We start from the raw sequence: 22481 nt of genomic DNA, 5'->3' as shown, positions 1-22481 counted from the left end.
GGTGCGCGCCGCCCGCCTGATCTCGTTGCTGCTGTTGTTGCAGGCCCGGGAGGTGATGACGGCGGCGGAGCTGGCCCGTGAGCTGGAGGTATCCGAACGCACCGTCTACCGGGACGTGGTGGCGCTCTCCGCCGCCGGGGTGCCGGTCTATGCCGACCGGGGGCCGACGGGCGGCTACCGGCTGCTCGGCGGCTACCGGACCCGGTTGACCGGGATGACCCGGGACGAGGCGGAGGCCCTCTTCCTGGCCGGACTGCCCGGCCCGGCCGGTGAGATGGGACTCGCCGACGCGGTGGCGGCGGCGGAACTCAAGGTGCTCGCCGCGCTGCCACCGAGCCTGCGCGACGCCCCGGCCCGCACCGGACAGCGGTTCCACCTGGACGTGCCGGGCTGGTACCACCACCGGACCGCACCGCCGACGTGGCTGACCGAGCTGGCCGGAGCGGTCTGGCGGGACCGTGTGGTGACGCTGCGCTACCGGCGTGGAGAGCACGAGGTGACCCGCCGGATCTGCCCGTACGGCCTCGTGCTCAAGAGCGGGACCTGGTATCTCGTCGGCCGGGTCGGTGCGGACGTCCGCACCTACCGGGTGGACCGGGTCACCGCCGTCGCGGCGGACGAGGAGACCTTCGACCGGGAACCGGACTTCGACCTGGCGGCGTACTGGCAGCGCCAGGCGGCGGCGTTCCTGCGGAGCATGCTGCGGGCCGAGGTGACGCTCCGGCTGAGCCCGGTCGGTCTGCGCGTGCTCCGGCACCTGGTCGACGCCCCCTTCGGGTACGACGAGGCGGTCGCCGCCGCCGACGGACCCGACGACCAGGGCTGGTCGACGATCCGGCTGCCCGTCGAGTCCGTCGACGTGGCCTACGCCCAACTGCTCGGGCTCGGGCCGGAGGTGGAGGTCTGCGACCCGCCCGAGTTGCGGGCCCGACTGGCCGAGGCGGCGGCCCGGACGGTCGCCCTCTACGCCACAGGCCGTCAGTCACCCACCGATGGAGACAGCGGGCCGTGAGCCGCCGACCGGCGCGCACGGCCGGTCGGCGGTGGACGGTCAGCGGTAGCCGGTGACGTCGGCGGGACGGCCGGCGTCGACCACCTCGCTGATGTATCGGAAGGCGTCCGGCTGGCTGCCGTCGACGTCGGTGAAGCCGTACACCTGGGCCAGCTCACCGGCGGAGACGGACCGGCCGTTCCAGCGGTGCCGGTCGGAGTCGGTGGCGAGTGCGGCGACCGCCCGGCCGACGAAGGCGGGTGTCTCGGAGATGAGGAAGTGCGGGTCGGTGGCGGCACCGTCGCGCCAGTTCTCCTCGGTGACGCCGAAGTGCTCCAGCATCGCCTCCGACCGCAGCCACCCCGGGCTGAGCGCGACGGCCGTGCCGCCGTACTCCTTCAGCTCGTGCGCCCAGATGAAGGCGAGCCGGTTGACCGAGGTCTTGGCCAGGTCGTAGAAGACCGACAACCGGTAGTTGTCGTCGTTGTACGCCTTCGTGCCGTCGCCGATCTCCACGACCAGCCCACCCGGGCTGCGGGTCAGCAGCGCCAACGCGAAGTGGCTGGTGACCACGTGGGTCTCCACCGCCAGCCGCAGCGTCCGGAAACCGGCGTCGAGCGGCTGCTCCCAGACCGGCTTCTCCCAGGTGATCAGCGGGTCGGCGCCCCACACGTCGTTGACCAGCACGTCGAGTCGGCCCTGCTCGGCGTCGATCCGCTCGACCAGGGCCCGCACCTCGTCCGGTACCAGATGATCGGTCCGGACCGCGATCCCGGTGCCCCCGGCGGCGGTCACCAGCTCGGCGGTCTCCTCGATGGTCTCCGGCCGGTTCAGCTCGGAGCGCGCCGCCCGGCTGCTGCGCCCGGTGGCGTACACGGTGGCGCCGGCCGCGCCGAGTTGCACCGCGATCTGCCGGCCGGCTCCCCGGGTGGCCCCGGCGACCAGCGCCACCTTTCCCGTCAACGATGTCGTCATGACGGTCACGTTGCCAGGGATACCTGACAACCGACGTCAGCTTTGCCGACCACATCCCGCCGGTTCTTCGCGACGAGCCGGACCTGGCGGTGCCGCCGTCAACGGTCCTGCCGTCAGCCCTGCCGGCGGCGTCCGCCGGGCCGGGCACGGGCGGAGAAGGCCGCCGCTCCGGTGCGTGTCCCGCCGACCGGAGCCGCACCGGCTCGGGCCGACTGCGACCGCCCGCCCTGGGAACGACCGGAACCGGTCTGCGCCCCCTGGGCCCGGCCCGCACCGGTCTGGGTTTCCGAGGACCGGCCCAGGCTGGTCTGCGCGCCACGGGACCGCCCGGTGCCCGCCTGGCCGCCATGGGACCGCCCGGTGCCGGGCTGTGCCGTCTGGGATCGGGCCCCACCGCTCGTGGCCGGTGCCGACGTGCCGCCGCGACGGCCGCCCCGGTTCGACCGTGGCTCGCGTGCCGACTCGGCGGACTCCACCGGCAGGGCGACCAGCGTCCGCTCCCCCGGGGCGATCTCGCGCAACAGCGCGTCACCCGGACGCAGCCGGGTGGTGGTCGCCCGGATGCCCGCCTTGCGGGTCAACTCCCGCACCTCGGACGCCTGCTGGTCGGTCATCAACGTGACGACGGTGCCGGCAGCGCCCGCCCGGGCGGTACGCCCCGACCGGTGCAGGTATGCCTTGTGCTCGGCGGGCGGGTCGGCGTGCACCACGAGGGCCACGTCGTCGATGTGGATGCCCCGGGCGGCGATGTCGGTGGCGACGAGCGTCTGCACCTCACCGTCGGAGAACGCCTGGAGATTGCGGGCCCGCGCCCCCTGGGCCAGGTTGCCGTGCAGCTCCACGGACTTCACCCCGGCGGCGACCAGTCGACGGGTGAGCGTCTTGGCTCCCCGCTTGGTCCGGGTGAACACCACGCTGCGCCCCGGCGTGGCGACCAGGTCCACCAGCACGGCGAACCGCTCGTCGGCGAGCACGTGCAGCACGTGGTGCGTCATCGCGGTGACCGGGGACTGCGCCGAGTCGACACTGTGCGTGATCGGGTCGGTGAGGAACCGGCGGACGAGCACGTCGACACCGGCGTCCAGGGTGGCGGAGAAGAGCAGGCGCTGACCGTCGCGTGGGGTCTGGTCCATCAACCGTCGCACGGTGGGCAGGAAGCCGAGGTCGGCCATGTGGTCGGCCTCGTCGAGCACGGTGATCTCGACCGCGTCCAGGTGTGCGTGGCCCGAGTCGACGTGATCGGCGAGGCGGCCCGGACAGGCCACCACGACGTCGACCCCGGCACGCAGCCCCTTGATCTGCGGGCCGGCGGCCACGCCGCCGAAGACGGTCATCGTGCGCAGCGACAGGGCCTGCGCCAGCGGCGCCATCACGGCGTCGATCTGGGAGGCCAGCTCACGGGTGGGCGCGAGGATCAGCGCCCGGGGACGCCCGGCCCGACGGGGCGCGGGAGTGGCCGCCAGACGGGTCAGCACCGCCAGCACGAAGGCGTAGGTCTTGCCCGAACCGGTGCGGCCACGGCCGAGCACGTCGCGCCCGGCGATCGCGTCGGGCAGCGTCGCCGCCTGGATCGGGAAGGGCCGGTCCACCCCGGTGACGGCGAGGACGCGGGTGAGCGCCTCGGGCACGCCGAGGTCGGCGAAGGTCGAAGTGGTCGAGGAGGTGTTCTGCTGCTGTGGGCGGCGTGCCGCCATGAATGCTCCGAACGTCGAAGAAAGATCCCCGCCCGGCGCTGACCGCTAGTTGGCCGCGGCGCGTGGCCTGGGACATCGAACCGGCCCGCCAGGACAGGGCCGCACGGTCAGTCTACCCCCTGCCGCCCGTCGACGTGTGGGAGCACGATCTGCTCAGGTCGCGACGTCCTGCCACTTGCGCTGGCCGTCCATCCACGCTCCGGCCAGGATTTCCGCCGACCGTAGGCCCGGACAGGGAATGATCTTCGACCCGCCGGCGCCGCCGCCAGCCCGGGCCTCGACCTCCCACGACTCGCCGTCGGTGCGGATGAACACGTCGCGACGACCACGCACGGTGCGGTCGCCGTTCCACCAGTGACGCTCGGTTCTCACCCACAGACCGTACAGCAGAAATCGCCGCGAAAGATGAGATGATCTTGTAACCTGTCGCGACGATCGGGTAAAGGATGCCGAGTCGGCCCAGCGTGCACCGGCTAACGGCTAGTCGGCGAGGAGGATGCGGACCCGGCGGCTGGCCCGACCCTCGCTCTCGACCATGACCACCCGAACCTGGCCGATCTGTGCCATCGACGCCACGTGGGGCCTTCGGGCCCCAGGTCACCCGTTCAGGAACTCGGAGATCCGTCCGCGCAGATCGGCGCGGTCCGTCCACAGCACGCCGGGGCGGGCGTACCGGTGCAGGGTGGCATTCGGCAGCACGGCGGCGATTTCCTCGGCCACCTCCACCGGGTGCAGGTCGTCGCCCTCGGCGGCGATCACCAGGGCCGGTGTGGTCACCGCCGCCAGCGCCGTGGCGTCCGGCACCGGCACCTGCCCCGGCAGGTCGGCCAGTCCGGCGGCGAGTCCGTCGCGGAGCAGGTGGTCCAGCCGCTGCCGCAGGTACGCCCAGCCGGCCGGAGTGTTGCGGACGGCCGGCGGCATCTCGGCCGAGACCACCTCGGCCACCGCCGAGGCGTCCCCGACCTCCACCGCCGCGAGCAGCTCGGTCAGCCGGGCGTGGGCCATCGGCCCACGGGGCCGGTCCAGCGCGGCGGGCAGGAAGAAGACCAACCGGTCGAAGCGGTCCGGGCTCTCCACCAGCAGGCGGCACAGCGCGCCCGCGCCGAGACTGACCCCGAGGGCGCGGGTCGCCGCGCTGAGATCGGCGACGGCGCGCAGGTCACGGGCGAGGTCGAGATAGCTCCACGGGCCGTCCGGCGCGTCCGAGCGACCGTGGCCACGGAACTGGAAGAAGACCTTGCGCCCATTCACCCCGCTGCCGAACGGGCGGGTGGTGGCGATGCCGCTGCCGAACCCGTGCGCGAACACGGTCACCGGGTCACCGACGCCGGTGACCAGCCGCTCCAGGCGTACGCCGTGCGGGGTGTCGAGCAGTTCGGTCTCCGGGTCCGGCAGCGGCGGGCGACCGGTACGCGGTGCGCCGGGCCCCGGCCCGCAGGTGCGTGGTCCGCCGTCCGGTGGTGGTGGCCAGCGGAAGGCCCTCACCAGGATCCTCTACCGTTGCCCAGTTCACGCAGGCCGACGCGCACGTCGAGCAGGTAGATGAGGGCGGCGGCGACACCGATCAGCCCGAAGATGCTCAGCGTGCTGCGGGTCAGCAGGGTCAGCAGGGTGGTGACCGCCAGGATCGCGATCCACCCGCCCTTCGGCAGGGTGCCGATGGCGGGGAAGGCGTCGGAGCGCTGGGTGACGGAGTGCACGAGTGCCACCCCCTGCACGACCAGTGCGAACACGAACAGGATCAATTCGATTACGTAGCGGACGTCGAAGACGAAGATCGGCGCGGCGTTGGCCATGACGGCAAGCTTATGCTGGCGACCCCGGTTCCGTCCGACAGGACGGTGACCGGGGTCGCGGTGGTCTATGCGTCTGTCGTCGTCACTCGGCGGCGGGGCGGGTCCGCTTCGTGGCCCGGGGCAGCTTCGCCGACGGCGTGGTCCGCTTGGCGGCCGGCTGTCCGGTGCCCGCCTTGGCCCGGGTGGCCTTATTGGCGACGGCCGGCTTGGCCTCCACGATCTCGGCGACCTCGGCCGGGCTGGGCACCTCGGCTTTCTTGCGCCGCGTCACCGGCGCGGCGTCCGGCGTGATCGCGGTGGGCTCCACCGTGGCCTCGGTGGCGTCGATGTCGGCGTTCACCGTCTCGGCGGCCTCCACCACGCCCGCACCGACGACCCGCTCACCGTGCGCGACCAGCGCGCCGTACGCGGCCAGCGCCCGCTCCTGGGCGGCGTGGGCACCGGCGACGACCACGGCGGCGTTGCGGGTCGCCAGCTCCCGCAGCCGGTCGAGGTCGGTGGCCTCACGCAGCTTCTGCACGTCGGCGGCCTCGCGCAGCTTCGCCGGGTCGGCGACCTCGCGCAGCCGGTGGAGGTCGGCGACCGGAGTGGCCTTCTGCCGCAGCGACTCGGCGGTCTGGTTGGCGTTGCGCAGCGCGTCGTTGGCCTTCTGCCGCAGCTCGAACCCGGCGACGACAGCCTTGCCGCCGAGGTCGCTCACGACCCGGCCACCGTCGGTGGCAACCCGGTCACGCAGCTCGCCGACCACCGTCGGCAGTCGGCGCAACTGCTTCAGGGCGAGGTCGCCGGCACCGGCGGCGGCGTAGAGCGGGGCGGGAATGCGGTCGGTCTTCGGCTGGGTCATGACGTCTCCTCCTGAGCCGCGTCGGCGGCCTCGCTGACGACCGTGCGGGCGGTCTTCTTGGCTGGGGTGCGGGTCGGCGCGGGGGCCTGACCGGCCTCCGTCACGGCGACCGATTCGAGGACGGCCTCGGTCGGCGAGCCCTCGGCGGTGGTAGGGCCGGTGGCGGCCAGGTTCGCCAGATCGGGCGAGGTGAGGTCGGGACCGTCGTTCGCGGCGTTCGGCCCGGTGGACACGTCGGTGTCGGCGGTGCCCTCCCGTGCGGCGTCCGCCTCGGCGCTGGCATCGGCGAGCCGGGCGTTCTCCCGGCGGAACGTCTCGTAGATCTGGGTCAGGGACTGCTTCTGGGCCATGGTCAGGTCCTGGTCGACCGCGATGGCCGCCAGTACGCCCTGGCCCTCCTTGTCGTCGAGGAGCCCGGCGCGCAGGTACATCGCCGGGGTGGAGACCCGCAGGGCGCTCGCGAGCTGCTGGAGCACCTCGGCGCTCGGGCGGCGCAGACCCCGCTCTATCTGGCTCAGGTAGGGGTTGCTGACCCCGGCCTGCTCGGCGAGCTGCCGCAGCGAGATCTTCGCGTTCCGCCGCAGGTCACGTATGAACCCGCCGACGTCGGGAAGGTCCTTGGAAGTGGCCATGACCCCACGCTAACCGGCCCTGCTAGCTGCTGCAAGCAAAACGCTAGCCTGAGTTAGCAAGGTCTCAACGGGCAGGTGACCGCCGGTCGCACCGTCCCGCCGCGTGCAGGTTTGCGCCCACGCGCGGCCGGTCGTACCGTCTCGCCGTGACCAAGATCGAAGTGAATGGCGCACGGTTGGCGTACGACGAGACGGGCTCCGGATCACCGGTCGTCCTGCTGCACGCCGGCATCGCGGACCGCCGGATGTGGCACGCGCAACTCGACGCGCTCGCCGTCCGGCACCGGGTGATCGCCGTCGACCTGCGTGGCTACGGCGAGTCCGAGTTGCCGGGCACCGCCTTCGCCCACCACCACGACGTGGCCGGCCTGCTCGACGCGCTCGACCTGCCCCGGGCCGCCCTGGTCGGCTGCTCGTTCGGCGGCGCGGTGGCGATCGACACCGCACTGGCATACCCGGCACGGGTCGGCGCACTCGCCCTGCTCGGCACCGCCGTCTCCGGCCACGAGTGGTCCGAGCAGACGAACGACCTGTGGGAGAACCTGGTCGGCGAGGTGGACCCGGAGGACTTCGCCGCCACCGCCGCCGGTGAGGTGCGGTTCTGGGTGGTGGGCCCGGAACGGGACCCGTCGGACGTCGACCCGCACCTGCTGGCGTTCGCCACCGCCATGGACGAACGCGCACTCGCGGCCGAACTGGCGCTCAGCGCGGTGGACATCGCCGAACTGGATCCGCCGGCCACCGGGCGACTCGGCGAGCTGACCATGCCCGTACTGGTCATGGCGGGCGCGGCGGACGTACCCGACATCCGGCATCTGGCCGACCGCATCGCGGCGGAGGCCCCACACGCGGTCCGGCTGCCCGACGTCCCGGACGCCGCCCACCTGCTGCCCCTGGAGCGGCCGACCCCGGTCAACGCCGCCCTGCTCGACTTCCTGCCTTCGCCGTAAGGGTTTGGTGTAAGGAAGGGTCCCCTGCTAACGCCTGCGGTAGAGCACGGGTCCCCTCCTAACATCCACCCCACACATCCACCCCACATCCACCCGGCAGCGGTCGACGGCCGTTGCCGAGGAGCGGGCGTCACCAGAGCGGACGGACGGCACCGACCGGCAGGCCACCACCGAAGAGCGGCACCTCGGCGAACTCCGTCAGCACCGGCGCGTCGACACCGAGCCGACGCAGCGCGGAGACCAGCACCGGCATCCGAGGACGACCAGCGCCGTCGTCGATCTTCAGGGCAACAGCACCGACCCGGGGCAGCGCCGTCGCGATCACGCCCTCCGCGCCCACCTTCGCCAGCAGCCCCGGTACGCCCCGCATCAGCCGGGTGTCGTCGGCCTCCGTACCGCCGACGATCTCCGGGTGCCCGCGCACGGCGTCGGCCACCGTACGCGACGCCGTGCCCTCCTCCGCCGTCACCAGCCGCAGGTACGCCCCGGCCAGCCCGGTCAGCGACGCCGACAGCACCGGTGCGCCGCAGCCGTCCACCCCGACCGCCACGGCCCGTTCACCGGTCGACTCCTCGACCGCGTCGCGTACCCGCTGCTGGAGCGGGTGCTCCGGACGCCAGTACCCGTCCACCGGCCATCCGGCGGCCCGGCAGGTCAGCACCATCCCGGCGTGCTTGCCGGAACAGTTCATCTGGAGCCGGGTGGGACCGCCGCCGGCCCGCAGCACCGCCTCGCGGGCCTGCTCACCGACCGGCAGGTCCGGCGGGCAGTGCAGCGCGTCCTCGTCCAGACCGACGGTGGCGAGCAGCCCGGCCACCCGGGCCAGGTGGAACTCCTCCCCCGCGTGGCTGGCCGACACCAGAGCCAGGTCGGCCGACTCGGTCAGCGGCAACCCGGCGCCGATCATCCCGACCGTCTGCATCGGTTTGCTGGCGGAACGCGGGAAGATCGGCGAGGTCACGTCACCTGCGGCGGCGACCACCGCGCCATCGGCGTCGAGCACCACCACCGACCCCCGGTGTACGCCCTCCACGAACCCGGACCGGACCACCTCGGCGAGGGCCACGCCGCCCTCGTACGTCTCTCCCACAACGTGGACGCTACCCACGATGCAGGCAGGGCCGACACCGGGGTGAGCAGGTACGCCACCTCCGGGTGTACAGCAACGGTGGGGAGTCTCCCCCTTACATACCGAGCATCTCGCGCGCCTCGGCGGTGGTCATCGGCGGACGCTGCGCGAGCTGGGCGAACCCGACCGCGCGGGCGACGAGCTGCATGTTGGACTCCACCGGCCGCCCCTTGGCGTACGTGACGGTGTCCTCCATGCCGACCCGTAGGTGACCACCGGCCGACAGACTGGCGAGCAGCACCGGAATGCTGGTACGGCCGACGCCGGTCGCCGAGAACGTGGTCCCCTCGGGCAGGTCCCGCAGCATCTGCTGCGCCGCCACCAGGGTCGCCGTGGTGCCCGGCATCCCGCCCGGCACCCCCATCACGAAGTCGACGTGCACATGACCGCCGTGCGGCAGCCCGTACCGGCCGAGCAGCCGCTGCAACGCGGTCAGGTGGCCGAGGTCGAAGATCTCGTACTCGGGCACGACGCCCCGCTCCTGCATCCGGGTGTGCAGGTCGACGATGAACTCCCAGCGGTTGAGGAACACGTCGTCGCCGAAGTTGACCGTGCCCATGGTGCACGAGGCCATGTCCGGTCCCGCCTCCAGCACGGCCAGCCGGTCGGACTCCGGGTCGGTGACCGCCCCACCAGTGGAGAGCTGCACGATCAGGTCGGTGCTCTCCCGCAGCGCCGCCACGGTCTCCCGTAGCCGTCCCGGGTCCAGCGTCGGGCGCGCCTGGCCGTCGCGGATGTGGACGTGGATCACGGAGGCGCCCAGTGCCTCGCACTCCTTGGCGGTGAGCAGCAGCTCGTCCAGGGTCACCGGCAGCGCCGGCACCTCCGTCTTGGCCGACTCCGCGCCGGTGGGGGCAACCGTGATCAACGTCGCTGTCGTCATGCCGGCGATCCTAGAACCCCCGGCCCGACCTCCGGCGCAGGCAGGTGCCGTCAGCGCTGGCGGGGAGCGGCTGGGAGCCGGGAGCAGGTGTTAGCAGGGGACCCCTGCTATACCGCAGGCGTTAATAAGGTGCCCTTCCTTACTCCGGGTCGATGGCGGCGGTGCTCTCGCCGACCCGGAGCGTGGCGTCGTCGGCGACCGAGCGCTTCACCACGGCCAGCGCGATCTGGCCCTGCTCGTGGTGATGCACGGCGGTGCCGACGAAGCCGACCGTCCGGTCGCCCAGCGTGATCGGGGTACCGGCGGCCGGGAGCTGGTCGGTCATCACCCCGTCGAGGTGCAGCAGGACCAGCCGACGCGGCGGGCGCCCCATGTTGTGCACCCGGGCGACCGTCTCCTGCCCCCGGTAGCAGCCCTTGTCCAGGTGTACGGCGGGGGCGATCAGGTCCACCTCGGCGGGGATGGTCCGGTGATCGGTGTCGACGCCGACCCGGGCCCGGTGGGCGGCGACCCGCACCGCCTCGTACGCCCACAGGCCGGCGGGCCGCACACCGCCGTCGCGCAGCCGGTTCACCACCTGCTCCATCGAGGCCCGGGGCACCAGCAGGTCCACCCCGAGCGGCACCCGACGGGCCCATCCGCCGCCGGGCAGCGGCGTGACGTCGTACCGGGCGCTCGGGCGGGCGGGCAGTTCACCGGCGCGGAACTTGGCACCCGGTACGTCGAGCACCTCGGGCTCGGCGAGCGGCGGCACGTCCAGCAGGGCCACCGCGTCGGGTGTCTTCGGCCCGACCAGTGACAGCAGCGCGTACTCGGCGGTGGCGTCGCGGGGCTCGACCCGGCTGAAGAAGCGCATCTTCTCCAGGTAACCCAGCAGGCTCCCGGTGGCGCCGGGCTCGGTGTCCAGCCAGGTGGTGTCGCCGTCCTCGGTCACCATGGCGTGCTGCTCGACGTGCCCGTGCGGGGAGAGCACCAGCAACTCGGTGCCCTGCCAGGGGCCGAGCTGCGCCAGGTGCTGGGTGGTGAGGGTGTGCAGCCAGGAGATCCGCTCCGCGCCCGGCACCGCGACGACGCCCCGGTGCGAGCGGTCCACCAGGCCGACCTCGGTGTCGAGCAGCCGCTGCTCACGCATCGGGTCGCCGTAGTGCGCGGCCACCGACCGTACGCCGGCTGCCGCGTGCGCCGGCTCCGGCTGGTCCCGGCTGGCCTCGTCGATGCTCTCCACGGCCACCGCACCCGCGATGTCGATCATTTCTGGTCCCCGTCCCCGTCTCCGCACCGCTCGCACACGCCGAAGAAGGAGACGTGGCCGATGTCGACCCGGAAGCCCCGCTCGGTCGCCAACTGGTCGGCCAGCGGGCGCAACAGCTCGGGTTCCATCTCGTCGATCGCGCCGCACTCCCGGCAGACCAGGTGGACGTGCTGGTCCTCCCCGGCGGCGTGGTAGGTCGGCGAACCGTGCGACAGATGGGTGTGGGTGACCAGGCCGAGCCGCTCCAGCAGCTCCAGCGTGCGATAGATGGTGGTGATGTTGACACCGGCGGCGACCTCGCGGACCGCCGTGTGCACCTGCTCCGGGGTGGCGTGCCCCAGGTCCAGCACCGCTTGCAGGATCAGCTGCCGCTGCGCCGTCAGCCGCAGCCCACGGGCGCGGAGCAGTTCCGCCAGGGAGGATTCGGACACCCTCCGATCATAGTTCGGCGGTACGCGTACCTGCGGGTGCGGGCGTCGGCACTAGGCTCGGCCGCATGGTGGCGTCGCGGATCGGCGTACTGGGACAGGGCCTGCGACCGCCCGGCGAGCCGCTGCTGCGCGGCGACGATCTCGGGGTCCTGCACGGCGACGGACTGTTCGAGACCATGCATCTGCGCGGCGGTCGGCCGTGGCTACGGCAGGAGCACCTGGCCCGGATGCGGGCCGGCGCGGCCTCCGTCGAGCTGCCCCTGCCTCCCGACGCCGAGCTGGTCGCGCTGCTGGACGACGTCGCCGCCGGCTGGCCGACCGAGGTCGAGGGCGCGCTCCGGCTGGTCTGCACCCGCGGCCCCGAGGGCGGCGGAGGACCCACCGTGTACGCCACCCTCGCCGAGGTGCCGGCGACGGCGCGGCAGGCCCGCCGGGACGGGGTACGGGTGGCCACCCTCCCGCTGGGCGTCCCCGCGCAGGCCCGCCCCGAGCTCGACTGGCTCCCCGCCGGCCTCAAGTCGACCTCGTACCGGGCGAGCACCGCCGCCCGCCGTTGGGCGGCCCGGACCGGCGTCGACGACGTGCTCTGGGTCTCCTCCGACGGGTACGTGCTGGAGGGGCCGACCGCCAACGTGGTCTGGCTGGACGGGGACGTCCTCTGCACGGTGCCGGCCCGCCGGACCGGCATCCTGCCCGGCACCACCGTCGCGTGGCTGCTGGCGCACGCCGCCGAGCTGGGCTGCACGGCCGACGAACGGATGGTCACGCCGGCCGGTCTGCGCACCGCCGACGGCGTCTGGCTCACCTCGTCCGTACGCGGCGCGGTGGCGGTCCGCAGTCTCGACGGCACGCCGCTGCCGGCCGGTACGCGTACCGGGGCGGTGCAGGAACTGCTCGGGTTCCCGCTGCCCTGACGGCTATCGCCGCAAGCCGACCACCCGACGGCCGACCGCCGGATGCCGGACGGCTCAGCCGGCCACCCGGATCAGGCGTGCCGACAGGTGCGGCGTGAGCGGCTGACCGACCGCCGCCATGTCCTGCGCGTAGAGCAGCGCCCCCTCGACGATGCCGAAGAGCCGGTGCCCGGCCGTCACCTCCTTGGCGGTGGAGGTCCGCACCACGGCGTCGGTGACGAACTCGATCTGCGTACCCTTGCGCCGCCCGACGTGCAGCTCCATCACCCCGGTGGGGACGGTGAGCAGCGCCTCCAGCTCGTCGGTGACCCGGTCACCGTCGAGCACCGGACGCCACCAGCCGACCTCACGCCCGGCCGGGCGCACCGGCTGGCTCTGCTCGTCGAGGATCCACGCCCGCGACTCGTAGTGCAGGAACGGTCGGCCGTCGTGGCTGATCCGGATCTCCTGGGCGAAGTCGAAGTCCTCGATGGTGGGGAAACCGCCCCGGCCGCGTCCCCGCCAGACACCGACGTACGGCAGCAGCCCGTCCAGGCTCGGGTGCAGCTTCGGCCCGACCCGCAGGTCGTGGCTCTCCTCGAAGGGGTACGGCTCGACCGGCGGCGCGTTCAGCCACGGCGGCGGTGCCAGCGGATTGTCGTCCGACGCGCTCACTGTGCCTCTTTCGTTCGCGACTGCGGGGCTCGCAAACCCGGCTCACTCCTCGCGCTCACTGTCTACCTCTCGCTATGAGTACCGCCATGTAGACCAGGCCACCGGCGAGCGCGCCCAGGCCGGCGACCAGCAGGCTGACGAACCCGATCTCGGTGACCATCCGGCTCATCCTATGCTGGGCGGTATGGCCCGCACTCTCGTCGTCAAGGCCACCGCCGGCGCCGACTCGCCGGAGCGTTGCGCCCAGGCGTTCACCGTCGCCGCCACTGCGGCGGCAGCCGGGGTACCCGTCTCGCTCTGGCTCACCGGTGAGTCGACCTGGTTCGCGTTGCCCGGTCACGCACAGAACTTCGAGCTGCCGCACTCGGCGCCCCTGGCCGAGCTGCTGCACGTGATCCTCTCCACCGGCACGGTGACCGCCTGCACCCAGTGCGCCGCCCGCCGGGACATCGGCACGGGTGACGTGATCCCCGGCGTACGGATCGCCGGTGCCGCCGTCTTCGTGGAGGAGACGATGGCCGAGGGTGCACAGGCGCTCGTGTACTGACATCGCCGGCCTGCGCGCCGGAACTGGCCCGACAACTCGGACTAATGCCTACGATTCGGGTGTGACCGAGGCGACCGAGCAGTTCTTCGCGGCGCTGCCGGCCCGGGCCCCGGAGGTACTCCGCGCCCCCGTGGCGGGCACGCTCCGGATCGACCTCTCCGACGGCCACCACACCGAACACTGGCTGGTCCGGATGCGACCGGGCGCGGCGGAGGTGAGTCAGGGTCCGGAGGCCGCCGACGCCGTCTGGTACTGCGGCGTGCACCTGTTCGACCGGCTGGTCACCGGCCAGTCGCAGAGCATCTCCGCGGTGTTCCGCAACGAGAGCACGTACACCGGGGACGTGGTCCTGTTCCTCGCCTTCCGGCGCTTCTTCCCCCCGCCCCCCGGCACCCGGGACCCGCGCGAGGTGGCCCGCGAGCACGTCAGGCGGACCCGGTGAAAGAACTCGTCAGCATCCTGGACGGCAACACCTTCCTGGTCAGCGACCGGCGCGGCGACATCGAGCCGGCCCTCGACTTCCCCACCGGCCTTTTCTCCTTCGACACCCGGTTCCTCTCCACCTGGCTGCTGCTGCTCGACGGCGAACGGCTGCACGCACTGTCGCTCGACGACTCGGAGTCGCACCGGACCCGCTACTTCCTGGTGCCGGGCGAGCCCACCCACTTCCTGGACGCCAAGGTCTCGGTGATCCGCAGCCGGGCCATCAGCGGCAGCTTCGAGGAGGAGCTGACCGTGCTCAACCACTCCGGGCAGTCGATGATGTTCACCGTCCGGATCGAGATGGGTGCCGACTTCGCGGACCTCTTCGAGATCAAGGACACCCAGCGCAAGCGCGGCGAGCACACCGCCACCCCCGGCGAGAACGCGCTGCGCCTGGACTACCGCCGGGAGGCGTTCCACCGGGAGACGGTGATCAGCAGCAGCGCACCGGCGGAGGTCGACCTGACCGGGATGACCTTCGCGATCGAGATCGGGCCGCACGGCGAGTGGACCACCCGGCTCGCCGTCACCACCACGATCTACGGCGCCCGGGGCGAGGACGTCCGCAGCCAACTCCCCTTCTCCGGTAGCCGGACGACCGCCGTCATCCAGGCCGAGCACGCCGAGTTCATCGCCAAGGCACCGAAGCTGAGCTGCGACTACCAACCGCTGACCGAGGCGTACCGGCGCAGCCTCGACGACCTGGCCGCGCTCCGGTACGAGTCGATCGCGCTCGGCGTACGACTGCTGGCCACCGGCCTGCCCTGGTTCATGACCCTGTTCGGCCGGGACAGCATCATCACCTCGCTCCAGGTCCTGCCGTTCCAGCCGGAACTGATCCCGCCCACGCTCACGATGCTGGCCGGTCTCCAGGGGCACCGGCTGGACGACTTCCGCGACGAGGAGCCCGGCAAGATCCTGCACGAGCTGCGCTACGGCGAGACCGCCGGCTTCGAGGAGCAGCCGCACTCGCCCTACTACGGCGCCGCCGACTCGACGCCGCTGTTCGTGATCCTGCTCGACGAGTACGAGCGGTGGACCGGCGACGTGGCACTTGTCAAACGGCTGGAACTGGCCGTGAGGGGCGCACTGGCCTGGATCGACACGTACGGCGACCTGCTCGGCACCGGTTACCTCTGGTACCAGACCCGCAACCCGAAGACCGGCCTGGAGAACCAGTGCTGGAAAGACTCGTGGGACGCGATCTCCTACTCCGACGGCCGGCTGCCGAGCTTCCCCCGGGCCACCTGCGAACAGCAGGGCTACGCGTACGACGCCAAGCTGCGCGGCGCCCGGATGGCCCGGCTGTTCTGGAACGACCCGGAGTACGCCGACCGGCTGGAACGGGAGGCCGCCGAGCTGAAGGAACGGTTCAACCGGGACTTCTGGTTGCCCGAGAAGGAGTACTACGCGCTGGCCCTGGACGCCGACGGCACGCCGGTGGATGCGCTCAGTTCCAACATCGGGCACCTGCTCTGGAGCGGCATCGTCGAGGAGTCGAGGGCCCGACGGATCGCCGACCACCTCGTCGGGCCGCGACTCTTCTCCGGCTGGGGTGTCCGCACCCTCGCCGACGACCAGGGGCGGTACAACCCGATCGGCTACCACGTCGGCACGGTCTGGCCCTTCGACAACTCGATCATCGCCTGGGGGCTGTGGAAGTACGGCTTCCGCGAGCAGGCCGGGCAGATCTGCGAGTCGATCCTGACGGCGGCGCGCTACTTCGACGGCCGACTGCCGGAGGCGTTCGCCGGGTACGAGCGCGACCTCACCGAGTACCCGGTGCAGTACCCGACCGCGTGCAGCCCGCAGGCCTGGTCGGCGGGGACGCCGTTGATGTTGCTGCGGGTGATGCTCGGGCTCGAACCGCAGGGCGAGCACCTGATCGTCGACCCGCACGTGCCGCAGGGGGTCGGGCGGGTCGAGCTGCTGGACATCCCCGGGCGCTGGGGTCGCGCGGACGCGCTGGGCCGCAGCCGTAGGCGGGACGACGGGAACGGTCAGCCGGTGTAGGAGATCAGCCGGCGCAGCCGGTGGTGGCGGAGAGCACCACCTCGTCCGCGCCGAGGTCGGCGAGGACCGCGACGCCGTCGCGCCGGAAGGCGTACACCTCGTCGGTGTCGACCACCGGCGTGCCGCCGGCCAGCGGCGCGAGCGTGGCCTGCGGCGACGCGGGCAACGCGCCCGCAGCGGACCGGACGGTACGCGCCGACCCCCCGCCCGGACACGGCGCGGCCACCACCTCGTCGGGCTCTGTCGCCGTGCTGCCGAGCGTGCGCAGCGCCTCGGTCAGGGCACCCACCTCGGCTCCGGCGGCGTCCGCTCCCGGCGCGGCGTAGTCGTCGCCGATCATCCGGCACCCGGTGTCCGCGGTCAGCCGGATCCGGCCGTCGGCGACGACCCGCCCCTGCACGGTGACGAACTCGCCCGCGTCGGCGCGCAACCGGGGTCCCTCGGAGGTGACCCGGACACCGGCCCGCCACGCCGTGGGCAGCCGGTCGGAGATCTCCTGTAGCGCGGCCCGTTCCTCACCCACCGGCACCGCCAGGTCGACGGCGCGGATCAGCTCCGCGCCCTCCGCGAAGGGGGTGATCCGGCAGCCCCGGTCCACCTCGGGACCGACGAGCGCGGGCACCGCACCCCAGCTCGCCGCCACCAGCTCGCCGATGGCGGCGTCCACCACCGGGCCGGCCTCGGCGAGCGTGCGCTGCTCGCGGACGGTCGGCGGATCGTTCCGGGCGGAGCGCCAGGTGAGACCGGCGAGCAGCACCGCCCAGGCCACGGTCGCCACGATCAGCCAGCGCGGCCACCGGGGGCCGGGGGCCGGCGGCCGGGGACTTGCGGGCGGGAAATACCCCGTCTGGACAGCACCGCTCACCGGGTCATGGTGTCACGCGTGGTGTACCGCCTCGCCGGGGCGCCCGTCGGCGCCCTCCGGCGGCGTGCTCAGCCGGTAGCCCACCCCACGGACCGTCTGCACCTGCGGGCCGCCGGGCAACGCCCGCAGCTTGCGCCGCAACCGCTTCACCGCCGAGTGCAGGATCGCCGTGTCACCGAGGTACGCGCCGCCCCAGACGGAGGCGAAGAGCCGCTCGTAGCTCCAGAGCGCGAGCGGCGGGCTCATCAGCCGGGCCAGCAGCTCCCGCTCGGTACGCGTCAGACCCAACGGCACGCCCCGCCAGGTGACCAGGTGCCCGGCCCGGTCCACCACGAGGTCGCCCCAGTTCGTCGGTCGGCCGTTCGACTCGTCGGGCAGCGCGGCGGGCTCGGCCAGCGGAGCCGGGAAAATCGCGCGCAACTGCGCGAGGTCACTACAGATCACCACCGGTCCCACGCCGTCCAACCGCTGCATGACCCGTTGTCGCACCGAGGCGTCGGAGCTGACGCAGACCAGGATCGGTATCTCCTCAACGGACACGTTGCCTCCCCCGAGAGCACCGTGCTGACCTGCGACTTTCCATTAATCGCCAACGATAGTCACCGATGGAGCCCCCGCCTGAAGACTAACGGTCAGCAACCCGCCCCGTCACTGACCGAGTACTGACCGACGCCGTCCATTGATCACCGACTGTCGGGGCAAGAGCATGACTCTCAGCGGGCGGGCGCTCACCATCAGCCACCCACATCGCCCCGTCCGCTCCGCGACGTCGTAAGCCGGCGCGCGGGTTGTCCGGGCCCCGAACGGATCGGGACCGACGACGTGGGGGAGGAACCTTGTTCACACGACCATCCGCACGGTCATCACGGTGGCGGGCGGTGACGTTGCTGGCCGCCGCCGTACTCGCCGTCACCGCCCAGCCCGCCGTCGCCGCACCGGCCCCACAGCCGACGGCACACCGGGCCGCCGTCGACCAGGGCCTGATCGACCGGTTCGACACCGCGTCGACCGCGACGTTCCTGGTGTACCTGCGCGAGACCGCCACACTGGCCGACGCCGCCCGGCTGCGTGACGCCGACCGCCGGGCGGACGAGGTGCACCGGCTGCTGACCGGCACCGCCAGCCGTACCCAACACGACCTGCGGGCGATGCTCGACGAGCGCAAGGTGCCGCACACCGCGTACTGGATCGCCAACGCGATCCGGGTCGAGGGCGACAAGGCGCTGCTGGACGAGATCGCCCGGCGGCCCGAGGTGGCCCGGATCTCCCCCAGCCGCAGCTACCCGCTGGTCCGGCCGACCGCCACCGACACCACCCGGGCCCGCACCACGGCCGTCGAGTGGGGCCTGACCAACATCGGCGCGCCCCGGGCCTGGGACGAGTTCGGCGACCGTGGCGAGGGCGTCGTGGTCGCCAACATCGACAGCGGCGTGCGCTACGACCACCCCGCGCTGGTCGGCTCCTACCGGGGCAACCTCGGCGACGGCTTCGACCACGCGTACAACTGGTTCGACCCGACCGGCGTCTGCGCGGGCACCGCGCCCTGCGACAACAACGACCACGGCACGCACACCATGGGCACCATGGTCGGCGACGACGGCGCCGGCAACCAGATCGGCGTGGCCCCGGGAGCCCGGTGGATCGCCGCCAAGGGCTGCGGCACGAACAGCTGCGCGGACGCCTCGTTGCTCGCCGCCGGGCAGTGGGTGCTCGCGCCGACCGACGCCGCCGGGCAGAACCCCCGACCGGACCTGCGCCCCGACATCGTCAACAACTCCTGGGGCGGCGACGGGGGCGACCCGTGGTACCAGCAGACCGTCGCGGCCTGGCGGGCCGCCGGCATGTTCCCGGTCTTCTCCTCCGGTAACGACGGACCGGCCTGCGGCAGCGCCGGCTCTCCCGGCGACAACGCCGACTCGTACGCGGTCGGCGCGTACGACGTGAACAACGCCATCGCCGACTTCTCCGGCCGGGGCTTCGGCACCGACCTGATCAAGCCGAACATCGCCGCACCCGGCAGCAACGTGCGGTCCAGCGTCCGCAACGGCGGGTACGCCTCGTTCAGCGGCACCTCGATGGCCGCCCCGCACGTGGCCGGGACGATCGCGCTGGTCTGGGCGGCGGCACCGAGCCTGCGCGGCGACGTGGCCGGCACCGAGGAACTGCTCGACCGCACCGCCCGGGACGTCGACGCCACCACCTGCGGCGGCACCCCGGCCGACAACAACGTCTTCGGCGAGGGACGTCTGGACGCGTACGCGGCGGTGCGGGACGCCCCGCGCGGCCCGGTGGGCCGGGTCAGCGGCATCGTCACCGACGCGGCCGACGACGACCCGGTGGCCGGAGCCACGGTGACCGACGGCACCCGCAGCGCCACCACCGGCACCGACGGCCGGTACGCGTTGAACGTGCCGGCCGGCGAGACCCGCCTGACCGTCAGCGCCTACGGCTACGCCGGTCAGTCGGCGACCGTCACGGTGGCCGAGGGCGGGGCCGTCACCCGGAACTTCGCGCTGGCGGCCACCCCGACGGTCACGGTCAGCGGCAAGGTCACCGACGGTTCCGGACACGGCTGGCCGCTGTACGCGAAGGTCGAGGTGGCCGGACGGCCCGGCGGGCCGGTCTTCACCGACCCGGTCACCGGTCGCTACTCGTTCACCGCACCGGGCGACACCACGTACCGGCTCACCGTCACGGCCCGCTACCCGGGCTACCGCACGGTGACCCGGGAGGTGCCGGTCGGCGGCGCGGCCACCACGGTCGACGTGGCCGTTCCGGTCGATGCCGGGTGCACCGCCGCCGGTTACACCGGACGGTTCGGGACCCCGCTGCTGACCCAGAGCTTCGAGGGCACCGGCACCCCGGCCGGCTGGCGGGTCGACAACCGCACCGCCTCCGGTGGCTGGACCTTCACCGACGCCCGGTCGCGCGGCAACCTGACCGGTGGTGCCGGCGGGTTCGCCATCGTCGACAGTGACGCCCTCGGCAGTGGCAACAGCCAGGACACCGACCTGGTCACCCCGCCGCTGGACTTCTCCGGCACCGCCGCACCGGTGCTGCGTTTCCGCAGCGACTGGCGGGCCGTCGGGATCTCCGACACCGCGGACGTCGACGTCTCCGTCGACTCCGGCGCCACCTGGACCACCGTCTGGCACCAGACCACCAGCCGGCGTGGCCCCCGCGTCGAGGAGGTGGCACTGACCCCGGCCGCGAACGCCGCCTCGGCCCTGGTCCGCTTCCGGTTCAAGGGCACCTTCGCCTGGTGGTGGCAGGTGGACGACGTGGAGGTGGTCAACCGCGAGTGCACGCCGGTGCCCGGTGGTCTGGTGGTGGGCACCACCACCGACCGCAACACCGGGGCACCCGTGGACGGGGTGACCGTGGTCAGCGACGACCGGCCGCAGGATCGGGCCGTGTCGGCGGCGACCCCGGAGGACACCGCCGAGCCGGACGGCTTCTACTGGCTCTTCTCCGGTCTGACCGGCGCCCACCCGTTCACCGCCAGTCGTCCGCCGTACCAACCGGCCACCAAGCAGGTCACGGTCGAGGCCGACCGGGTCAAGCGGGCCGACTTCGCCCTCGGCGCCGGGCGGCTCACGGTCAGCCCCGCGTCCGTCGTGGCGCACCAGCCCTACAACAGCACCCGGACCACCAAGCTGACCGTCCGCAACACCGGCAGCGCGCCGGCCGCCGTCGAGCTGCTGGAACGCACCGGCGCGTTCGAGCTGCTCCGCCAGTCCGGCGCACCGCTGCGGGAACAGAAGATGAAGGGCATCAGCAAGGCCCACACCGGAGTCGCGTACGGCGGGGCGGCACCCGAGGTGCGCACCACGGCCGACGACGCGTGGAGCCCGATCGCCAAGCTGCCGGCCGCGATCTACGACAACGCCGCCGCGTGGCTGGGCGGGAAGATCTACTCCGTCGGTGGTGGCGGTGACACCGGCACCGAGCGGCGGGCCTGGGCGTACGACCCGGGTGCCGACGCCTGGACCGCCCTGCCGGACCTGCCGGTGGCGCGCTCCAAGCCGGTCGCGGCAGCGGTCAACGGCAAGCTGTACGTGTTCGGGGGCTGGGGCGCGGACGACCGTCCGGTGGCCACCGTCGACGTCTTCGACCCGGTCGCCGGCACCTGGAGCACCGTGCCGGGGGCGACGAACCCGGCACCGACCGCAGCGGCCGGTGGGGCGGTGGTCGACGGGAAGGTCTACCTGGTGGGCGGCTGTGCCGACGCCACCTGCACGGACTCCGACCGACTGGTGGTCTTCGACCCGGCGACCGCCACGTTCGGCACCCGGGCGGCCTACCCGCACCCGGTGTCCTGGCTGGCCTGCGGTGGGCTCGGCGAGACGGTGCACTGCGCCGGTGGCACCGGCAGCACCGAGTACACCGACGCCTACCGGTACGACCCGACGGCCGACGCGTGGAGCCCGCTGCCGAGCATGCCGACCGAGCTGTGGGGCTCCCAGTACGCGGCAGCCGGCGGGATGCTCGTGCTGGCCGGTGGCGTGACGGCCGGTTCGACGGCGGTCAGCAACCGCACCATCGCCTACGACCCCGCCACCGGGGCCTGGCGTGACCTGCCCAACGCCCAGTTCGGCCGGTACCGGGGCGCCGCCGCCTGCGGCGCGTACAAGATCGGTGGTTCGCCCAGTTCCTTCGTGGGCTCGGCGGACAGCGAGCTGCTCGGTGGTCTGGAGCAGTGTGCCGCCGCAGCGGACGTGCCCTGGCTGTCCAGCTCGCCGGCGACCTTCACGCTGGCACCGGGCGCGTCCCGGACGGTGACGGTGACGCTCACCGCGACGGCGGCGGCCGGACTGCAACAGCCGGGACGGTACGACGCCGAACTGGTGGTCGCCTCGGACACCCCGTACCCGGTGACGCCGGTGTCGGTGGAGATGAACGTCTCGCCGCCGTCGAGCTGGGGCAAGGTCCAGGGCACCGTCACCGGCACCACCTGCGGTGGGGTGACGGTGACGGTGGCGGCGACCGTCCGGGTGAACCTGATCTCGGCCGGCACCGGCACGACGTTGACCTCCGGCGCCGACGGCACGTACGCCTGGTGGCTGCCGAAGGGCCGGTACGAGGTGATCGTGGCCAAGGACGGCTGGGTGCCGCAGGTCAAGCGGCACCAGATCGAGGCGGGCATCGTCGGCTCCCTCGACTTCGCCCTTGATCCGGCATCCACCTGCACCAGAGCGACCGGTATCTGACGCACTACCCCTGGTGGCCGCCGGTTCGTCACGAACCGGCGGCCATCGCCGCCCTGTCCGCCCGGAATACAGGTCAGGGCTTGCGAAGCCAGGTGCTCGGACGGTCACGACAACACCCTTGCCCTGCCGCCTGTCGATCATTTCGAGCGCCTCAAGGCGAGCAGAAGCGCGGGGAACCCGGGCGGTTGAGAACCGGGCGAAGGCAGCCGAGTCAATGC

General features: G+C 72.8%; 22 protein-coding genes. 7 read left to right on the top strand and 15 right to left on the bottom strand.

Annotated elements, in window-relative coordinates:
• Position 1 precedes the first annotated feature (1 nt).
• Complete coding sequence (locus ACFYTT_RS16315) at positions 2-1012, top strand: YafY family protein (RefSeq protein ID WP_176095342.1); 1011 nt, start codon at positions 2-4, stop codon at positions 1010-1012.
• A gap of 39 nt (positions 1013-1051) precedes the next feature.
• Here ACFYTT_RS16315 and ACFYTT_RS16310 read toward each other — a convergent pair whose 3' ends face one another.
• From ACFYTT_RS16310 to ACFYTT_RS16280, 7 genes are all read right to left on the bottom strand, one after another.
• Positions 1052-1966, bottom strand: a complete 915-nt coding sequence (locus ACFYTT_RS16310; protein ID WP_176095343.1) for an SDR family oxidoreductase — start codon at positions 1964-1966, stop codon at positions 1052-1054.
• A 113-nt stretch (positions 1967-2079) separates the two neighbouring features.
• A complete protein-coding gene (locus ACFYTT_RS16305; protein WP_387259987.1) occupies positions 2080-3660 on the bottom strand; it encodes a DEAD/DEAH box helicase in 1581 nt (526 codons plus the stop codon).
• 153 nt (positions 3661-3813) lie between these two features.
• Positions 3814-4032: a hypothetical protein gene (locus ACFYTT_RS16300; RefSeq protein ID WP_117229133.1), complete on the bottom strand. Its 219-nt coding sequence runs from the start codon at positions 4030-4032 to the stop codon at positions 3814-3816.
• Positions 4033-4257: 225 nt separating this feature from the next.
• Positions 4258-5145, bottom strand: coding sequence for an alpha/beta fold hydrolase (locus tag ACFYTT_RS16295; protein WP_387259984.1), 888 nt, complete (start codon positions 5143-5145; stop codon positions 4258-4260).
• Positions 5142-5456 carry a DUF2516 family protein gene (locus ACFYTT_RS16290; RefSeq protein ID WP_131051525.1) on the bottom strand — a complete coding sequence of 105 codons (315 nt, stop codon included), beginning with the start codon at positions 5454-5456 and terminating at the stop codon, positions 5142-5144. The genes ACFYTT_RS16295 and ACFYTT_RS16290 overlap by 4 nt, the downstream gene beginning before the upstream one ends.
• Positions 5457-5538: 82 nt before the next feature.
• Entirely contained in the window at positions 5539-6300 is a 762-nt protein-coding gene (locus tag ACFYTT_RS16285) for a hypothetical protein (RefSeq protein ID WP_387259981.1), read from the bottom strand.
• Positions 6297-6932, bottom strand: a complete 636-nt coding sequence (locus tag ACFYTT_RS16280) for a helix-turn-helix domain-containing protein (RefSeq protein ID WP_387259978.1) — start codon at positions 6930-6932, stop codon at positions 6297-6299. Before ACFYTT_RS16280 ends, ACFYTT_RS16285 begins: the two co-directional genes overlap by 4 nt.
• Before the next feature lie 146 nt (positions 6933-7078).
• Here ACFYTT_RS16280 and ACFYTT_RS16275 point away from each other — a divergent pair, with 146 nt between their 5' ends.
• Positions 7079-7882 (top strand): alpha/beta fold hydrolase, encoded by an 804-nt coding sequence (locus tag ACFYTT_RS16275; RefSeq protein ID WP_387259976.1) that lies wholly within the window; start codon positions 7079-7081, stop codon positions 7880-7882.
• A gap of 130 nt (positions 7883-8012) precedes the next feature.
• Here the strand turns inward: ACFYTT_RS16275 and ACFYTT_RS16270 are convergent, their stop codons facing one another.
• The 4 genes from ACFYTT_RS16270 to ACFYTT_RS16255 form a co-directional block, all read right to left on the bottom strand.
• Positions 8013-8993, bottom strand: a complete 981-nt coding sequence (locus ACFYTT_RS16270) for an asparaginase (protein WP_387260443.1) — start codon at positions 8991-8993, stop codon at positions 8013-8015.
• Positions 8994-9066: 73 nt separating this feature from the next.
• Complete coding sequence (locus tag ACFYTT_RS16265) at positions 9067-9894, bottom strand: 3-keto-5-aminohexanoate cleavage protein (protein WP_131051520.1); 828 nt, start codon at positions 9892-9894, stop codon at positions 9067-9069.
• Between the two features lie 139 nt (positions 9895-10033).
• Entirely contained in the window at positions 10034-11146 is a 1113-nt protein-coding gene (locus tag ACFYTT_RS16260) for a folate-binding protein YgfZ (protein ID WP_131051519.1), read from the bottom strand.
• Complete coding sequence (locus ACFYTT_RS16255) at positions 11143-11577, bottom strand: Fur family transcriptional regulator (protein ID WP_131051518.1); 435 nt, start codon at positions 11575-11577, stop codon at positions 11143-11145. Before ACFYTT_RS16255 ends, ACFYTT_RS16260 begins: the two co-directional genes overlap by 4 nt.
• A 65-nt stretch (positions 11578-11642) precedes the next feature.
• On the opposite strand from ACFYTT_RS16255, the gene ACFYTT_RS16250 reads away from it, so the two are divergent.
• Complete coding sequence (locus tag ACFYTT_RS16250) at positions 11643-12491, top strand: aminotransferase class IV (RefSeq protein WP_176095349.1); 849 nt, start codon at positions 11643-11645, stop codon at positions 12489-12491.
• Positions 12492-12545: 54 nt separating this feature from the next.
• On the opposite strand, the gene ACFYTT_RS16245 is transcribed toward ACFYTT_RS16250, so the two are convergent.
• Positions 12546-13145: an FABP family protein gene (locus tag ACFYTT_RS16245; RefSeq protein ID WP_131051516.1), complete on the bottom strand. Its 600-nt coding sequence runs from the start codon at positions 13143-13145 to the stop codon at positions 12546-12548.
• 55 nt (positions 13146-13200) lie between these two features.
• Positions 13201-13305, bottom strand: coding sequence for a small membrane protein MtfM (mtfM, locus tag ACFYTT_RS16240; protein ID WP_387259971.1), 105 nt, complete (start codon positions 13303-13305; stop codon positions 13201-13203).
• Positions 13306-13317: 12 nt separating this feature from the next.
• Between mtfM and ACFYTT_RS16235 the strand changes: the two genes are divergently transcribed.
• From ACFYTT_RS16235 to ACFYTT_RS16225, 3 genes are all read left to right on the top strand, one after another.
• Positions 13318-13692 (top strand): DsrE family protein, encoded by a 375-nt coding sequence (locus ACFYTT_RS16235; protein ID WP_131051515.1) that lies wholly within the window; start codon positions 13318-13320, stop codon positions 13690-13692.
• 61 nt (positions 13693-13753) lie between these two features.
• Positions 13754-14134 carry an SCP2 sterol-binding domain-containing protein gene (locus ACFYTT_RS16230; protein ID WP_131051514.1) on the top strand — a complete coding sequence of 127 codons (381 nt, stop codon included), beginning with the start codon at positions 13754-13756 and terminating at the stop codon, positions 14132-14134.
• Positions 14131-16188 (top strand): glycogen debranching N-terminal domain-containing protein, encoded by a 2058-nt coding sequence (locus tag ACFYTT_RS16225; RefSeq protein ID WP_131051513.1) that lies wholly within the window; start codon positions 14131-14133, stop codon positions 16186-16188. The genes ACFYTT_RS16230 and ACFYTT_RS16225 overlap by 4 nt, the downstream gene beginning before the upstream one ends.
• A gap of 4 nt (positions 16189-16192) precedes the next feature.
• Here ACFYTT_RS16225 and ACFYTT_RS16220 read toward each other — a convergent pair whose 3' ends face one another.
• Positions 16193-17053 carry a hypothetical protein gene (locus tag ACFYTT_RS16220; protein WP_387259967.1) on the bottom strand — a complete coding sequence of 287 codons (861 nt, stop codon included), beginning with the start codon at positions 17051-17053 and terminating at the stop codon, positions 16193-16195.
• A 12-nt stretch (positions 17054-17065) separates the two neighbouring features.
• On the bottom strand, positions 17066-17593 hold the full coding sequence (locus ACFYTT_RS16215) for a winged helix-turn-helix domain-containing protein (protein WP_387259965.1): 528 nt from the start codon (positions 17591-17593) through the stop codon (positions 17066-17068).
• 296 nt (positions 17594-17889) lie between these two features.
• On the opposite strand from ACFYTT_RS16215, the gene ACFYTT_RS16210 reads away from it, so the two are divergent.
• Positions 17890-22263, top strand: coding sequence for a S8 family serine peptidase (locus ACFYTT_RS16210; RefSeq protein WP_387259962.1), 4374 nt, complete (start codon positions 17890-17892; stop codon positions 22261-22263).
• Positions 22264-22481: the final 218 nt, after the last annotated feature.

Origin of the sequence: Micromonospora sp. NPDC003816, assembly GCF_042874705.1 — a bacterium.
Lineage (GTDB): Bacteria > Actinomycetota > Actinomycetes > Mycobacteriales > Micromonosporaceae > Micromonospora.
The sequence above is the reverse complement of the archived record's forward strand: the minus strand, read 5'-3'. Positions and strand labels throughout refer to the sequence as shown.

What these genes read in the sequence shown, in the direction of transcription:
- ACFYTT_RS16310 (WP_176095343.1), bottom strand. Translation starts at nt 1,966, where the DNA reads ATGACGACATCGTTGACGGGAAAGGTGGCGCTGGTCGCCGGGGCCACC.
- ACFYTT_RS16305 (WP_387259987.1), bottom strand. Translation starts at nt 3,660, where the DNA reads ATGGCGGCACGCCGCCCACAGCAGCAGAACACCTCCTCGACCACTTCG.
- ACFYTT_RS16290 (WP_131051525.1), bottom strand. Translation starts at nt 5,456, where the DNA reads ATGGCCAACGCCGCGCCGATCTTCGTCTTCGACGTCCGCTACGTAATC.
- ACFYTT_RS16285 (WP_387259981.1), bottom strand. Translation starts at nt 6,300, where the DNA reads ATGACCCAGCCGAAGACCGACCGCATTCCCGCCCCGCTCTACGCCGCC.
- ACFYTT_RS16280 (WP_387259978.1), bottom strand. Translation starts at nt 6,932, where the DNA reads ATGGCCACTTCCAAGGACCTTCCCGACGTCGGCGGGTTCATACGTGAC.
- ACFYTT_RS16265 (WP_131051520.1), bottom strand. Translation starts at nt 9,894, where the DNA reads ATGACGACAGCGACGTTGATCACGGTTGCCCCCACCGGCGCGGAGTCG.
- ACFYTT_RS16260 (WP_131051519.1), bottom strand. Translation starts at nt 11,146, where the DNA reads ATGATCGACATCGCGGGTGCGGTGGCCGTGGAGAGCATCGACGAGGCC.
- ACFYTT_RS16250 (WP_176095349.1), top strand. Translation starts at nt 11,643, where the DNA reads ATGGTGGCGTCGCGGATCGGCGTACTGGGACAGGGCCTGCGACCGCCC.
- mtfM (WP_387259971.1), bottom strand. Translation starts at nt 13,305, where the DNA reads ATGGTCACCGAGATCGGGTTCGTCAGCCTGCTGGTCGCCGGCCTGGGC.
- ACFYTT_RS16235 (WP_131051515.1), top strand. Translation starts at nt 13,318, where the DNA reads ATGCTGGGCGGTATGGCCCGCACTCTCGTCGTCAAGGCCACCGCCGGC.